At 60.1% G+C, this 14,701-nt stretch carries 12 protein-coding genes; 8 read left to right on the top strand and 4 right to left on the bottom strand.

The features are described 5' to 3' along the window. The first annotated feature begins 19 nt into the window (after positions 1 to 19). From DES53_RS23820 to DES53_RS23810, 3 genes are all read left to right on the top strand, one after another. Positions 20 to 505 (top strand): nucleoside deaminase, encoded by a 486-nt coding sequence (locus DES53_RS23820; protein WP_113960833.1) that lies wholly within the window; start codon positions 20 to 22, stop codon positions 503 to 505. A gap of 231 nt (positions 506 to 736) precedes the next feature. Further along, positions 737 to 1,636, top strand: a complete 900-nt coding sequence (locus DES53_RS23815) for a sigma-70 family RNA polymerase sigma factor (RefSeq protein WP_113960832.1) — start codon at positions 737 to 739, stop codon at positions 1,634 to 1,636. A 356-nt stretch (positions 1,637 to 1,992) separates the two neighbouring features. Then, positions 1,993 to 2,508 (top strand): chloramphenicol phosphotransferase CPT family protein, encoded by a 516-nt coding sequence (locus tag DES53_RS23810; RefSeq protein WP_170157348.1) that lies wholly within the window; start codon positions 1,993 to 1,995, stop codon positions 2,506 to 2,508. A gap of 186 nt (positions 2,509 to 2,694) precedes the next feature. On the opposite strand, the gene DES53_RS23805 is transcribed toward DES53_RS23810, so the two are convergent. Further along, on the bottom strand, positions 2,695 to 3,660 hold the full coding sequence (locus DES53_RS23805) for a LysR family transcriptional regulator (protein WP_113960830.1): 966 nt from the start codon (positions 3,658 to 3,660) through the stop codon (positions 2,695 to 2,697). 114 nt (positions 3,661 to 3,774) lie between these two features. On the opposite strand from DES53_RS23805, the gene DES53_RS23800 reads away from it, so the two are divergent. Further along, positions 3,775 to 5,139, top strand: coding sequence for a cytochrome B6 (locus DES53_RS23800; protein WP_113960829.1), 1,365 nt, complete (start codon positions 3,775 to 3,777; stop codon positions 5,137 to 5,139). A 160-nt stretch (positions 5,140 to 5,299) separates the two neighbouring features. After that, positions 5,300 to 5,641: a catalase-related domain-containing protein gene (locus tag DES53_RS23795; protein WP_113960828.1), complete on the top strand. Its 342-nt coding sequence runs from the start codon at positions 5,300 to 5,302 to the stop codon at positions 5,639 to 5,641. Between the two features lie 521 nt (positions 5,642 to 6,162). Here DES53_RS23795 and DES53_RS23790 read toward each other — a convergent pair. From DES53_RS23790 to DES53_RS23780, 3 genes are all read right to left on the bottom strand, one after another. Beyond that, a complete protein-coding gene (locus tag DES53_RS23790; protein WP_113960827.1) occupies positions 6,163 to 7,482 on the bottom strand; it encodes a glucuronyl esterase domain-containing protein in 1,320 nt (439 codons plus the stop codon). 272 nt (positions 7,483 to 7,754) lie between these two features. Next, a complete protein-coding gene (locus tag DES53_RS23785; RefSeq protein ID WP_113960826.1) occupies positions 7,755 to 8,693 on the bottom strand; it encodes a DUF6268 family outer membrane beta-barrel protein in 939 nt (312 codons plus the stop codon). Positions 8,694 to 8,756: 63 nt separating this feature from the next. Further along, positions 8,757 to 9,650 carry a site-specific tyrosine recombinase gene (locus DES53_RS23780; RefSeq protein WP_113960942.1) on the bottom strand — a complete coding sequence of 298 codons (894 nt, stop codon included), beginning with the start codon at positions 9,648 to 9,650 and terminating at the stop codon, positions 8,757 to 8,759. Positions 9,651 to 9,774: 124 nt separating this feature from the next. On the opposite strand from DES53_RS23780, the gene DES53_RS23775 reads away from it, so the two are divergent. The 3 genes from DES53_RS23775 (at position 9,775) to DES53_RS23765 (ending at position 14,439) form a co-directional block, all read left to right on the top strand. Further along, complete coding sequence (locus tag DES53_RS23775; RefSeq protein ID WP_342782373.1) at positions 9,775 to 10,530, top strand: ABC transporter ATP-binding protein; 756 nt, start codon at positions 9,775 to 9,777, stop codon at positions 10,528 to 10,530. 170 nt (positions 10,531 to 10,700) lie between these two features. Next, positions 10,701 to 13,070 (top strand): ABC transporter permease, encoded by a 2,370-nt coding sequence (locus DES53_RS23770; protein ID WP_113960824.1) that lies wholly within the window; start codon positions 10,701 to 10,703, stop codon positions 13,068 to 13,070. Between the two features lie 73 nt (positions 13,071 to 13,143). Continuing rightward, positions 13,144 to 14,439 carry an efflux RND transporter periplasmic adaptor subunit gene (locus tag DES53_RS23765; protein WP_113960823.1) on the top strand — a complete coding sequence of 432 codons (1,296 nt, stop codon included), beginning with the start codon at positions 13,144 to 13,146 and terminating at the stop codon, positions 14,437 to 14,439. The last annotated feature ends 262 nt before the right edge of the window (positions 14,440 to 14,701 follow it).

The following is a 14,701-nucleotide window of genomic DNA, read 5'->3' as shown; positions in this document are numbered from 1 at the left end:
CGGCTTCTCCCACCCACGCATGAACCCGTCCGCCGACCCTGACATCCAGTTCCTGCGCGAGGCCATTCGCCTCTCCCGGGAGCACATGATGAAGGGGGATGGCGGGCCGTTCGGCTCAGTGGTGGTGCTGGATGGGAAGGTGGTGGGTGAGGGCTGGAACCGGGTCCTCTCCACCTATGACCCGACCGCCCACGCGGAAATCGTGGCCATCCGGGACGCGGGTCAGCGACTGAGCAGGTACACTCTCGAAGGCTGTGTCCTGTACGCGAGCTGCGAGCCCTGCCCCATGTGCCTGGCGGCGGCCTACTGGGCGCGGGTGGACCGGCTGGTTTTTGCTGCCTCCCGGCAGGATGCCGCCGCGAGCGGGTTCGATGACGAATACCTCTATCTGGAAATCCCAAAAAAGCACACCGAGCGGGCTCTTCCGGCCCGGCAATTGCTACAAGAAGAAGCTCGGAAAGCGTTCACTCAGTGGCTGGCGAAACCTGACCGCGTTTGTTACTGAACCAAATATTTCGAAATCTTTACAATTATGAAGTTTAAGATTGACCGATTACGGTGTTTTTGGTTGAACGAGAAGCGTATCCAAGGCGCCATGCGGTGCGTCATCTCCCAATGACCGGTGACCGGTCTTAAAACGTCCAGAGTCTGGCCAACAATTTGCTTAAAAAAGTGGAAGAAAAGGTCCAGACTTAAGTTAGATTGACCACCCCCCAATTTTCCCCTCCCTCATTATATGGCCAACATGGAACTAGACGGCGGCATTAAGATCTACCTTCGGGAGATCGGAAAGACCGATTTGCTCACTCCCCAGCAGGAGGTTGAGCTGGCCGATCGTATCAAGAAGGGCGACCCTGAAGCGCGCGCCCACATGATCAAGGCGAACCTGCGTCTCGTAGTCAAGATTGCCCAAGACTACGCGAACTACGGTCTTCCCCTCCTCGACCTGATTTCTGAAGGCAACATCGGCCTTATGAAGGCGGTGGAGCGCTTCGACCCGAACAAGGGCGGCAAGCTTTCCACGTACGCAGCGTGGTGGATCAAACAGTCCATCAAGCGCGCCCTGGCGAACCAGTCCAAGACGATCCGCCTGCCCGTGCACATGGTGGACAAGATCTCCAAGATGCGCCGCGTGGCCATGGCCATGTCCGAAGAACTCGGCCGTGAACCCACCGACGACGAACTCTCCGAGGAAATCGGCATCGACCGGTCCAAGCTGAGCCAGCTCAAGACCGCATCCATGCGTCCCGCGTCCCTCGACGCCCCCATCAGCGACGACGACAGCACTGAGTTCGGTGAAATCGTGGGCGACGAAAACGCGCACAACCCCTTCGAGCTTCTCAGCCACAAGAACATGCACAGCCAGCTCGACGGCTTGCTGACGGTTCTGGATGAGCGCGAGCGCAAGATCATCGATGCCCGCTTCGGCCTCAACGGTCAGAAGGCGCGCACCCTTGAGGAAGTGGGCCAGGAGTTCGGCGTGACCCGCGAACGTATCCGCCAGCTGCAGAACATCGCCCTGCGCAAACTGCGCCGCGCCCTGCAGAAGAAGGAAGACCCGATTCCCAAGGCACTCCGCAACGCCGGTGGCAAGAAGGGCCGCAAAAAGAAGAAGGAAGCCGCACTGGTGGACTGATTCTTCAAGGTCACTTCAAGAAAACAAGCTTACGCGCCGTCTCTACCTTAGGGTGGGGCGGCGTGCTTGTTCTTTGGAGAGAGATATCTCGTCGCCGCGATGGGTGGAGTGACCGACAGTTCAAGGAGCGGCACTAGCCTAGTGCCGTCATGCAGGTGAACGAAGCGGGGTAGGTGTGACACTCCCGACACTTCATTTGAAGAGGTGGCTCCGCACCCAGAGATACCCACCACCGGCACTAAGGCTAGTGCCGCTCCTTGATCAACACCGCGTTTCACCTTGTGAGTCCGTTCCAGATGGCATTGATTTTGCATGATCATCGAAGAACATCCGACTCCTCCCACGAAACAATTCCCATGCCCGCCATCCTCCTCAACGGCACTTCGAGCGCCGGAAAGACCAGCATCGCGAAGGCGATTCAGAAGCTGTCGCCTGAGCCGTTCATCCGTATCGCGCTGGATGATTTCACGGAGATGTTCCGCTGGGATGCCATCGAGAATGCGGACATGCGCCGGGCCTGTCACAAGCACAGCATCGCGAGTCTTCATCAATCCATTCGTGTCCTCTTGTCAGGGCCGTATCCGGGAGTGATTGACCACGTCTTCGAGCAGGACTCGTGGTATGACGATTGCCTTGCTGCACTGTCGGATCATGAAGTGCTGGTCGTGGGAGTACGCTGTCCTCTCGACGTTACGCAGCATCGCGAGGTGACGCGTGGAGATCGCCGCATCGGTCTGGCGGCGTACCAGCATCCCATTGTGCATGAAAACAAGCGCTACGATCTGGAGGTGGACACGAGCACGCGGAGTGCTGAGGAATGCGCGACGGAGATACTTGAGGCATACAGGGCGAAGCTGGGGGTCTCAAGATGAAATGACGCTGCCTGGTCTATCGATCGTCGCAGAGCTTGCTCTGCGTGAAACAACCTTTCATGCGCCACACACGGCTCGATAGTGAAGCTGCTTCTAACTTCACGGCAGCAAGCTGCCTGCGGAAAGCTGGAGCAAGCTCCAGCAGTCCAAGTTGATGCCGTGACACGCGATGAGGGGAAACGATGCCTACCTCTTCTTCACTTTGTCTGCTTTCGCCTTGGCCTTCACGCTTGGGCGCGGAGACGCAGGAGTCTTCCCCACATCACTTCCATGGCACGTCTTCCTCAGCACCTCCAGCAATGCCGCAGCCGCACGACTGAGGTGCTGCTCCTTGCGCCAGATGACGGCGATGGCGCGCTCGGGGCGTTTGCCTGCGAGAGAAAGATAAGTTGGCTCTGTGGCGCGGCCACTCTTGCAGGCCATGTTTGGTATGAGTGACACGCCCACTCCCGCCGCGACGAGTGCCTGGATGGTTTCCAATTGAGCGGTGCGGAAGATGACAGGGGGGTGGCAGCGATGTCTATCGCAGAAGCGCAAGGCCTGATCACCAAGGCAATGTCCCTCCTGTAGCAAGATGAAGGGTTCCTGCTCCACGTCTTCAAGTCTCACCTCACCACGAGTGGCGAGCTCGTGATCCTTCGGCACGGCGAGAAGCAGCTCCTCTGAGAACAACGTCTCGATCACAAAGCGTTCATCCGTGATGGGCAGGCTCAGGATGGCGAAGTCCAGCTCGCAGGCGCCGGCTTGGGCGAGGAGATTGGTCGTCGTGGTCTCATGCACGATGACCTGCACGGCGGGCAACTCCGCGCGCATGCGCTTCATCACCGCAGGCAACAGGTGCGGGGCGATGGTGGGGAGCACGCCCACATTCACCGTGCCACGCACCTGACCCACGGCGGCATTGTCTGCGTCACGCTGGGCGGCGTCCACTTCTGCAAGAATCCGTGTCGCACGCAGCAGCAACGCTTTGCCCGCCTCCGTGGGCACAGCTTCACGCTTGAGGCGCGTGAAGAGACGGCAGCCAAGTTCCTCCTCCAGTTTTTGTATCTGCTGGCTAAGCGAAGGCTGTGAGACATGGCACTGCTCAGCGGCGCGGCTGAAGTTTCCCGTGCGAGCAACTGCGGTGAGGTAGCGGAGCTGGTGAAGTTCCATAGGCGGCAACTATGGTTACCAGCGGTACTAAGTATTTCAACGGTATTACCATCCAGCCCTAGAATCGTACGCTCTCCCAGGAGCACGCTCGCTGATCCATTACCTCACCCGATCATGAATACTCCACCCGCATTCGTGCGGCGGGCCGCGCTTTTCGCCGTGCTCACCGCCTCGCCTCTTGTGTCGTCGCCCTCCTACGCGGATGCCGACTTCGATGCCATGGTGAAAAAACTGCAGGGCGAAAAGCCCCAGTTCGCCAAACGCCAGCAGGACCTGCTCAAGGAACGCTATGACCTCTCTGATAAACCCGCAGACGGCGTGACCATGCCCCGTGGCAAAGCCGTACAAGGCGGCGTACGTGTGAAACTGCCCGAGGGCGCCACCTGGGACAAGCTCGCCGCGATGACGCCGGAGGAAATCAAATCACAGGATCTCTGGCCTGCCGGCTTCTATCCCCTGCCCCATCCACATCACGAAGCGGGCGGGATGATCTTCCCCAAGAAACAAATCGATGGGGTGAAGGAGCAAACCGGTCGTGACCTCACACGCTTCGACCTCGACTTCGATCTGCCGGACCACATGCTGCCGGAATTCCCCGCTCCCATCTACCTGAACACACGGCCTGACCTGGGCGATGTGTCGCAGGGCAAGCTCATCACGCTGGGGAATTTCTACGATGTGTTCAAGAACGTCCTCAATCCCAAGCAACTCGAGGGATTGCGTCTGCTAGTGACTCCATTCCCACAAGCACAGTTCAACGCCACGCATGATCGCAAGGCGCTGCTCGCGCATCAAGGGGTGGCGTGCTTTGACTGCCACTCCAACGGCCACACGAATGCCGCCACACATACCGTGGGTGACATCCGCCCCAACGAGCATCGTCACCGCATCGGCACGCCGACACTGCGCGGGATGAACATCACCAATACCTTCGGCTCACAGCGGGCGATGAAGACGGTGGAAGACTTCACCGAGTTCGAACAACGCGCGGCCTACTTCGATGGTGATCCTGAGCAGGCCACTCGCAAGGGCGTGAACATCCTCGAACGTGGCAGCCAGGTGCACTTCATGGCGGAGTTTGAGAACATCCTGGGCTTCCCACCAGCACCGAAGCTCACGCCGCTCGGCAAGCTGGACCCCAGCAAGGCCACGAAGCAGGAACTGCGCGGGCAGGAACTCTTCTTCGGCAAGGCCCAGTGCTCCGTGTGCCACAGTGGTCCCTACTTCACCGATGGCCTGATGCATGACCTGCAGGTGGAGCGCTTCTTCAAAGAGAAGATGATCAACGGACGCAAGGCCAGCGCGGATGGTCCCATCAAGACCTTCCCGCTGCGCGGCATCAAGGACTCGCCGCCCTACCTGCATGACGATCGCCTCATGACGCTGGATGACACGGTGGAGTTCTTCAACCTGGTGCTCGCCCTCAAGCTGACTACCGAGGAAAAGGCCGATCTGACGGCATTCCTGCGGACACTGTAAGGAGTCCTACGCTCCTAGAGCCCTCGCGCTGTGGCGGTTGTCATCGCCCCCTGACTTCCATAGGTTTATCCTATGGTTACCGGTGGTAAGAAGTATTTCCGCCACAGCAACCGCGGGCCAAGAATGGAGTCGTTCACCACCGCACCTCACCGTTTCCGCCATGAACACTCGATTGCCCGAAGATCCGTCCACGGAACTTGCCATCAGCTCGCATGGCCCGGTGCTCATGCAGGACTTCGGGCTCATCGAAAAGATGGCCCACTTCGCGCGGGAACGGATCTACGCGCAAGCGGGCAATCTTTTCCGCCGCATGACTTCGGAGGCAAGACAGCGTCTCTTTGGCAACGTCGCCCGTCTCATGGGCTCGGTGCCACGGGAAACCCAGATGCGCGCCATCTGCCACTTTTACCGTGCGGATGTGAACTACGGCATCGGTGCCGCCAATGCCCTTGGCATCAACATCGAGCAGGAGATGTCCAAGATGGCTGCTGCCTCCGCCTGAGCCGCCCCCAGAAAAATCACCGTAACGTAAAAAAATCACCCCAAATCCCCCACCCGACTTGCGGACGACGCCCCCAACGTCCGCAGGACCCGGGTAAGAGGTGAACTAACAGGAGACGACCGTGAGGTTGTCTCCTGTTTTTTTGGGCGGGTGCTGGGTAATGCGATGTGGTGGGAGGTTGATGCCTGATTGGAATGGCCGCAAAAGAACGCAGAGAACGCAAAGGGGATTGGTGCTGGGTGTGCGACGTGAGGAACGTGGAAGGTCTCTCCAGAGGCCTTTTCAGTGTGATTTCCTGAAGGGATGTTTTGCTTCGAGTGAGGTGGTGGACTCTATTGATTAGCCGCAAAGAGACGCAAGAAACACAAAGAGTTCGTCATGGGCGCGCGAAGTGCCTTCGTGAATGGAAAGCACTCGGACGGGCGGGCGTGAAAGGCCTCTGGAGAGACCTTCTACTTTCCTGACATCCGCATCCTTTTGAGTTCTCTGCGTTCTTGCGGCGATTCCTTCGAAGCCGATTCTTACTGCGGCTTGCCCCAGTGCTTGTCGGCGAAGTTCATGTACTGCTCCCAGTCGTAGAGGAGGATGTCATGCTTGCCGGTACGGTTGTGGTAGCCGATGGCGTCGCCCACGCTCTTGTCGGGTGCCGGTGGTTCATCCACGCCGAGTCCTTTGAGGCTGAAGAGGGCGTACACGGGCTCGGCGAGTTTGCCGCCGAGGAACTCTCCCTTTTGGTCAGCCCAGTTGTCCTCGGTCGCGCTGGCGATATACACAGGACGTGGGGTCATGAGGGCGATGAGCTCATGCTGGTCCACGGGCAGGTCCTTTTCGTTGTCAGAGTACTTGTTGAAGTTGTCGCAGAACCAGTGCGGGAAGCTCTTGTTCAGCACGGCCACGGTCTCACCGAAAATGCGCTTGCTGAGTGCTGCGCCGCCAGCGCCGGAGTCATTGCTGACGACAATGCCGAAGCGCTCATCCTGCGCACCCGCCCAGAGAGAAGTCTTGCCCAGGCGGGAGTGGCCCACTGAGATGAGTTTTTTGCCATCCACTTCCGGCACGCCCTGCAGGTAGTCTGCCATGCGGCTCATACCCCAGGCCCACGCGCCAATGCTACCCCACTCGTCCGCAGCAGGCTTGGTCTGGCCATCCTTGTAGAAGAGTGGCTGCACCCCATTCTGGAAGCCATCATCAAAATCCGGATCAAAGTCGCCGTAGTAAGCTGTGCACACAGCATAGCCGCGCTCGATGATTTCCTTGTACGGCCAGCGTCGTTCACCGCTGTTACGGCTCTTCTCGGTGGCCTTGTTGTTCACGTAGTTGCCATCCTTGTCATTGCGGAACCAGGCATCCGAGATGGGAATGCTGGGGTCACTGGTCGTATAATGATTGCCGCCGAAGTTCAGCTGCACGAAGGCAGGTGCGGGTTTGGTGAGGCCCTTGGGGATGTAGATGAGGAGGTCTGCTATGGCCTTGCGGCCATTCCTGCTTGAAGAAAAGGTCAACTTCACCTGGCGCATGATCGCCTTGCCGCCAAATGCCGCGGTATCCTGACCCACCAACTGGGCCTTGGTTTCAACCCCCTGGCCCTCCGGTGTCTTCCCATACACCTCGCTCGCGAAGAGCTTCATGAGTTCCGGCTTCCGCTTCTCCAGCCACTGTTCCTTGGTGGTGATCTTCGTGCCGTCGGATGCCGTCAGCGGATCCAGATTCGGGATGCCACCAGCCTTGGCTTCATCGTAGTTGATGCCGGGGCGCTCTTGGGCGTGCGCAGTAAAAGACGTGGAAGCCATCGCGAGGCTGCCAGCGAGGAGCGCGGCGGAAAGACGGGAGGATGCGTGCATGAGGATGAGTGTACGGACGTTCGCAGCCACTTTCCGAGCGAAATCTTGGCATGCCGAACACCTTCTTTCGGTATGTGGCGATGCGCCATTCGCAGGGAGTGGCACTAGCTTAGTGCCGTTTTGCAGCGAAACACACCGAGGAGGCTTCGAGACGTTCTCAGAGCTTCAGAAGAGTGGCTCCGCACCGGTCGTTCCATCCACCGGCACCAAGGCTAGTGCCACTCCTTGAACAGGGGCGACCTTGTATGTCATAGACGATGGAAGACTGGGAACTAAAACACCCACTTCAGTCCCGTGCGGATGACCACCCCTTCTTCGAGGTCTTCATCCAGCAGTTCTCGTTCATCACTGTCTTCGATGCGGAGTTCGGAGAGGGCATTGATACCGACGCCGAGGGTGAGCCAGCAATCCTTGAAGAGGCGCTGTTCGGCTTGAAGGGTGGCGCTGGCGCCTTGGAGGCGGAGGATGCGCTCGCGGCCCTCTTCATCTTCGATAAGCCAGCGACCGCCGATGAGTTCGGCGCGCAGCTTGATGTAGAGGTCGTCGTTCACCTTGTAGGAGGGAATGAGGCCATCCGGGGAGAAGGTGACGGTGAAGCGATCATTCACACGCCAGAGGAGGGCGAGCACGGGGAAGAATTCGTCATCGCCGTAGTTGCGTGAGTAGCCTCCACCCACGGCTGCCATGAAGTTGGGTGAGAAACGATAGCCAATGCCGAAACCGGCAGAGAGGTCGAAGGCATCGCTGTTGACTTGATTGAAGTCCGTGGAGAAGCCGGGCTCCACATAGGCGGCAGCAAGCCAGGGACTGGAGGGTGAGAGCCATGCGGCCTGGATGGGCAGGCGCAGGGTGTGCAGGTCGAGATCCTCATTGAGCACGGTGGTATCCACGTCCGCGAGGAAGAGACGGTAGTTCAACTTCGCCATGAGGACGAAGGTATCCGTAATCACCGGAGGAAGCGGGACGCTGGTGCGGAACTCATGCATGGAGTACTCGCCGGGCGCATTCTCCAGCGACATGGGGAAATCATAGTCGTACCGGAACGCCAGTTCAGGGGCGAGAAACTCACGGAGCAGAGCCTCATCCGTGCCGGTGGTGGCGGCTGCGGCCTGGGTGTGGGCCTTGGGGGAAACCACTTCACCGGCATGCAAGCCTGTGACGGTGGTGGAGACAGCGACGAACAACGGCAGGAAGGAGAGGAAGCGACGCATGAGCGGGAGGATACCAGAACGGATGACGCGAGTCTGCAAGAAACAGAAACGCAACCGAACCGGTTACCTTCGCGGATGGAAGCGGCGGTGCGTGTCCTTCAGACGGTTCTGGTCCACATGGGTATAGATTTGCGTGGTGGCGATATCGGCGTGTCCAAGCATCTCCTGAATGACGCGGAGGTCCGCGCCATTCCCCAGCAGGTGCGTGGCAAAGCTGTGGCGCAGCAAGTGCGGATGGACGCGGTCGGGGTCGATACCCGCCTGCTCCGCGCGCTCGCGGAAGATTTGCCAGATGCGAGCAGTGGTCAGCTTGCCGCCATTCCGATTGATGAAAATCCAGCTCTGTGTCTTCGGCTTCACCAATTTGGGTCGTGCAGAATTCAGATACCGCTGCACCGATGCCCGTGCCTCCTGCCCCACGGGGATGAGGCGGGTCTTGTTTCCCTTGCCGGTCACGCGGATCCAGCCTTCATCGAGATTGAGGTTTTCCAATTTCGTACCGGTGACCTCGCTCACGCGGAGCCCGCTGGCATACGTGAGTTCCAGCATGGCGCGGTCGCGAAGGTCGAGAGGCTCGTGGCCTTGCACGGATTCGAGCAATTTGCCCACATCCTGTTCATTGAGTGTTTCGGGCAGGCGCGCTTCCACACGCGGAGGCAGAACCGGCTCCGCAGGGTCGCCTTTACGCAGGCCTCGCACGGCAAGCCAGCGGAAGAAGATTTTGATCGCGACCAGCTCGATGCGCAGGCTGGAGGCCGCGATGCCATCGCCCTTGCGCATTCCAAGGTAGTCTGTGATGTCATCCGTCACCACATCTGCCACGGCGCCTTTCTTATGCTTCATTTGCATCCATGATGCGAAGCGGGTGAGCACCTGGGTGACAAGCAATTGATAGTTCGTCGACAGCCCACGCTCGGTGGCGAGGTGAAGGATGAAGCTGTCGATTTCTTGCTGCACGAAACGAATGTGGCGCGATTGCGATATGTTGCCAGTGCAACCTGAACTGTCGTGTGAGAAGAAGATTTCCCATTGGCACAAAGCACCATTTTCGTACATGCTTCCCGTGACAGCCCCCGTCACCGTGCCTGCATCTGACACGTTATCCTCCGCGCCGACCACCACCCCGGCCAAGGGCGCTCTTGTATTTGAGGCCCGCAAAGTACGCAAGGTCTACCACACCGGTGAGCTGGATGTGGTGGCGCTGCATGGCGTGGACCTCGACTTCTACTCCGGCGAACTCGTCGTGCTGCTGGGTGCGTCCGGCAGTGGGAAGTCCACCCTGTTGAACATCCTTGGCGGACTGGACGTGCCCACCTCCGGCCACTTGAACTACAAGGGCTGGCCACTCACGAATGCGGAGGAGAAGACACTCACGCTCTTCCGTCGCAACTGCGTGGGGTTCGTTTTCCAGTTCTACAACCTCATCCCGAGTCTCACCGCGAGGGAGAATGTCGCGCTCATCACGGACATCGCACGCGACCCGATGAAGCCCGAAGAGGCACTGGAGTTGGTGGGATTGAAGGCCCGCATGGATCACTTCCCCTCCCAACTCTCCGGCGGTGAGCAGCAGCGTGTGGCCATTGCACGTGCCATTGCCAAGAAGCCCGAGGTGCTGCTGTGCGACGAACCCACCGGCGCGCTGGACGTGCATACGGGCATCACGGTACTGGAGGCCGTGGAGCAGATCAATCGCGAGCTCGGCACGCTCACGGTGGTGATCACCCACAACGCGGCCATGGCTGAGATGGCGGATCGCGTGCTGCATCTTTCCGACGGACAGATCATCAAACAACGGCACAATGAGACCCGCATGCCGGTGAGGAGTTTGCAGTGGTAGTGGAGCAACCTGTCATGAAAGATGGCGGACGCAGCCCTGGGAGCGCTGACGTCCCGTCGGCGTATTTGTGTCGCGTGAAGTTGCAGCGCCAATACGCCGGCCAGAGGCCAGCGCTCCCAGGGCTTGCAAATGGTGGCACCTGCGCCGGCATGTTTCATATTTTTTAGTCCATGCTCTCCCCACTCGATCGCAAGCTGTTCCGGGACCTGGGCCGTATGAAGGGCCAGCTCGTCGCGGTCAGTCTGGTGATGGCGTGCGGACTCGCAATGATGATCATGACGCGGTCACTGATCCTCACGCTCGACTCCACACGGAATGCCTACTACCAGCGCTACGGCATGGCGGACATCTTCGGCACGCTGAAGCGTGCACCGCTGGCCATGGCGGACCGGCTCGCCAAGATTCCTGGCGTGGCTGCAGTGGAACCACGGGTGGTAGTGGATGTGACGCTGGACCTACCCGGCATTCCCGAGCCTGCCACGGGCCACATCGTTTCTCTTCCAGATGATGGAAAGGTGCAGGTGCTCAATCGCATCTTCATGCGCAAGGGTCGCCTGCCGCAGCTTGGCGAACGACGTGAGGTGGTGGTGAGCGAGGCCTTTGCCGATGCCAATTTCCTGAAACCCGGCGACAGCGTGGTGGCGGTCATCAATGGACGCCGCGACTCGTTGGTCATCGTGGGCATTGGCCTGTCTCCGGAGTTTGTGTTCGAAGCGCGTGCTGGCGAGACGCTGCCAGACAACAAACGGTATGGCGTCTTCTGGATGAACTACCAGGCGGTGGCGGTGGCCTACAACCTCGATGGCGCCTTCAATGACTTCGCCGCCGACCTCGCCCCGAATGCGGCGTCGGGCCCCGTGATTGCGCAGATGGACCAGTTGCTGGCGAACTACGGAGCCTTCGGCGCGTACACGCGCGCAGACCACCCTTCCGCCAAACGACTCGATGATGAAATCCGCGTGCTACAGGCGCTCTCCGTGGCCTATCCCGTGATCTTCCTGAGTGTGGCGGCATTCATGGTGAATGCGGTGCTCGCGCGACTGGTGCGACTGCAGCGTGAGCAGATCGCGCAGCTCAAGGCGCTGGGATACTCCTCCGCGCAGGTGGGCATGCACTACATGAAGTATGCCCTGGTTATTGTGGTGATGGGCACCATCCTTGGCGGCGTCGCGGGAAGCAAGATGGGCGGTGGCCTGGTGAATCTGTACACCATGTTCTTCCGCTTCCCGGAGCTGCACTTTCGCATGGATACGGGAGCACTGGCCACGGCTTTGCTCATCAGCGCGGGTGCGGCCTCGCTGGGTGTGCTGAAGGTAGTTCGTGCGGCGGTGAAGCTGCCGCCTGCGGAAGCGATGCGTCCGGAGCCGCCCGCGGACTTCAAGCCCTCGCTCGCCGAGCGCCTGGGACTCACGAAACACTTCAGCCCTGGTTTCCGCATGGCATTGCGAAACATCGAGCGCAAGCCGTGGCAGGCTGTCTTCACCGTGTGCGGTCTCTCTCTTGCCACCGGTCTCATGGTGCTGCCGGGCGCCATGAGTGACAGCATCGACTACCTGCTGACCTACCAGTGGAATGAAGTGCAGCGGCAGGATGTCGTCGTCTTCCTCACCGAGCCGGGTGGTGGCAAGGCCTTCCATGATTTGGAACACATGCCCGGAGTGCTGCGCGCGGAACCGATACGCAGTGTGCAATCGCGCCTGCGCTATGGCCACCACTACCGCAAGCTCGCGATCACGGGTATGCCGAAGACCTCCCATCTCAACCGGCTGCTCGATGCGAATGGCAAGATCATCCACCTGCCCGAGGATGGCATCGTGATGTCCAAGGCGCTCGCGGAGGTCATCGGCGCGAAGATTGGTGATGAAGTGCAGATTGAGGTGCTGGAAGGCCAGCGCCCCAAGCGCACAGCGCCGATTCGTGGTCTCATTGAGGACTTTGCCGGCGTGGCTGCCTACATGGATCTCGATGCGCTGCGCCGTCTCATGCGTGAGGGAGATACCATCAACGGCGCCTACCTCACCGTGGACAAGGCGAAGTGGGAGACCTTCATGCGTGAGGCGAAGGAGACGCCACGTGCTTCCATCGTGCTGGTGAAGCAGGACCAGCTCAAGGCCTTCCGCGAAACCACAGGACAGAGCATCGGCATTCTGCGCCAGCTTTACTTCACCCTGGCGGTGATTGTGGCCTTCGGCGTGGTGTACAACAGCGCCCGCATCGCCCTTTCCGAGCGGCAGCGCGACCTCGCCACGCTGCGCGTGGTGGGCTTCACCCAGCGTGAGGTGGCCGGAGTACTGCTGGGCGAGCTCACTCTGCTGGTGGCCACGGCCCTGCCGCTGGGCCTGCTTTTCGGCAAGGGGCTCACGACTTTCATCATCAGTTCGTTCAGCACCGAAACCGTCCGCATGCCGCTGGTCATCAATGCCACGAGCTACACCATCGCCATCATCGTGGTCACCAGCGCGGCGGCCATGTCCTTCATGGTGGTGAGCCGCATGCTGAAGAAGCTCGACCTCGTGGGCGTGCTGAAGGCCCGTGATTGAGTCCTGCTTGGCAGGCATCCCATCTGCCGCTACCGTTTTGCCATCTGGTAAGCCAAAAATCCCCCCCAAGTACATGCCAGAAAATACCCCCCAGACCCAGAATCAACTCAGCGAACCCCAAGGCGACAGCCCGCCGTGGGATGCGAAACGCAACAAGCCGAAAGGAGCCTTCCTCCGCAAGCTCATCACGTGGGCCGGAATCCTCGGTCTCGTGGCACTCGTCGCCATGGGACTCATGCCAAAGCCGATTGAAGTCGAGCTGGGCAAAGTCGCACGTGGGCCCCTCACCGTGCATGTGGTGGAGGAAGGGAAGACACGCATCCGCAATCGTTACGTCGTCTCCGCGCCCATCGCGGGCCAGATGCGTCGTGTGCCATTGAAGGCGGGTGATGAAGTCATCGCGGGCAAGACGGTTATCGCCACCATCGAGCCCGTGCTTGCCTCGCTGCTGGACCCGCGCACGCGCGTGCAGGCGGAAGCGCGCATCAAGACGGCCGAGGCCACACGGGCGCGTGCCGTGGAGTCGCTCGACATGTCCAAGACGGCAGAAAAATTCGCCGTGGCAAACTGGGAACGCACGCAGAAGCTGAAGACCTCCGGCAGCATCTCCGAAACGGACCGCGACAATGCGGAGCGTGACTATGAACTGAAGCAACGTGAGGTGCGCGCAGCGGACTTTGCGCTGAAGGTGGCTGAGTTCGAACTGGAGCAGGCCAAGGCCGCGCTGCTGCAACTCGATGCCCCCAACGCCTCGGACAAGGCGGCGGAGTTGCCGGTGTACTCACCGGTGAGTGGTCGCGTGCTGAAAGTCATGCAGGAGAGCGCCATGGTGGTGACTCCAGGGCTGGCGATTCTGGAAGTGGGCGACCCGGCGGACATCGAGATCGAGGCGGAGATTCTCTCCCGCGATGCTGTGGCCATCAAGAAGGGGGCCAAGGTGCAGGTGGAGCAGTGGGGCGATGACCAGCCGCTTGATGCGATTGTGCGCCTCGTGGAGCCTGCGGCGTTTACGAAGGTCTCCGCGCTGGGCGTGGAGGAGCAGCGCGTGTACGTCCTGAGCGATCTGAAGAATCCCCCGGACAAGGCCAAGGCCCTCGGCGACCGCTACCGGGTGGAAGTGCGCGTGGCCGTGTGGCACAAGGATGACGTACTGCTCGTGCCCTCCGGCGCGCTCTTCCGTGAGGGCGTGGACTGGAAGACCTTTGTCTATGAAGGCGGCAAGGCGAAGAAAGTGAGCCTTGAGGCTGGCCGGAGTGACGGCCGGATGACCGAAGTGGTGAATGGGCTGGAACTGGGTACCCAGGTGCTCCTGCACCCGCCGGATACGGTGAAGGATGGGGTGATGGTGACGGAGCGGAAGGTGGAGTGACACGAAGCGGGAAGCGACGTGCCGGTGGTACTGGGTGTGTTCACCTGCATGGGATCCAACACAGAGACACAGAGACGCAGAGGGAACTTCGGAGACTGAAAATGCGGGCGCTTGCCGGCGGTTGAGCCCCTCGCTTCTGGTCTCCTTAGAGTGCGCTTCAACTCTGCTTGGCCAAAGTCGCTCCTATCAGACTCGGCAGCTCGGCAACCTCAGTCTCCGAAGTTCCCTCTGCGTCTCTGTGTCTCTGCGTTGAACACCCTGA

This window comes from Roseimicrobium gellanilyticum (assembly GCF_003315205.1).
Lineage (GTDB): Bacteria > Verrucomicrobiota > Verrucomicrobiia > Verrucomicrobiales > Verrucomicrobiaceae > Roseimicrobium > Roseimicrobium gellanilyticum.
This window is presented reverse-complemented; position numbering and strand designations above follow the sequence as displayed.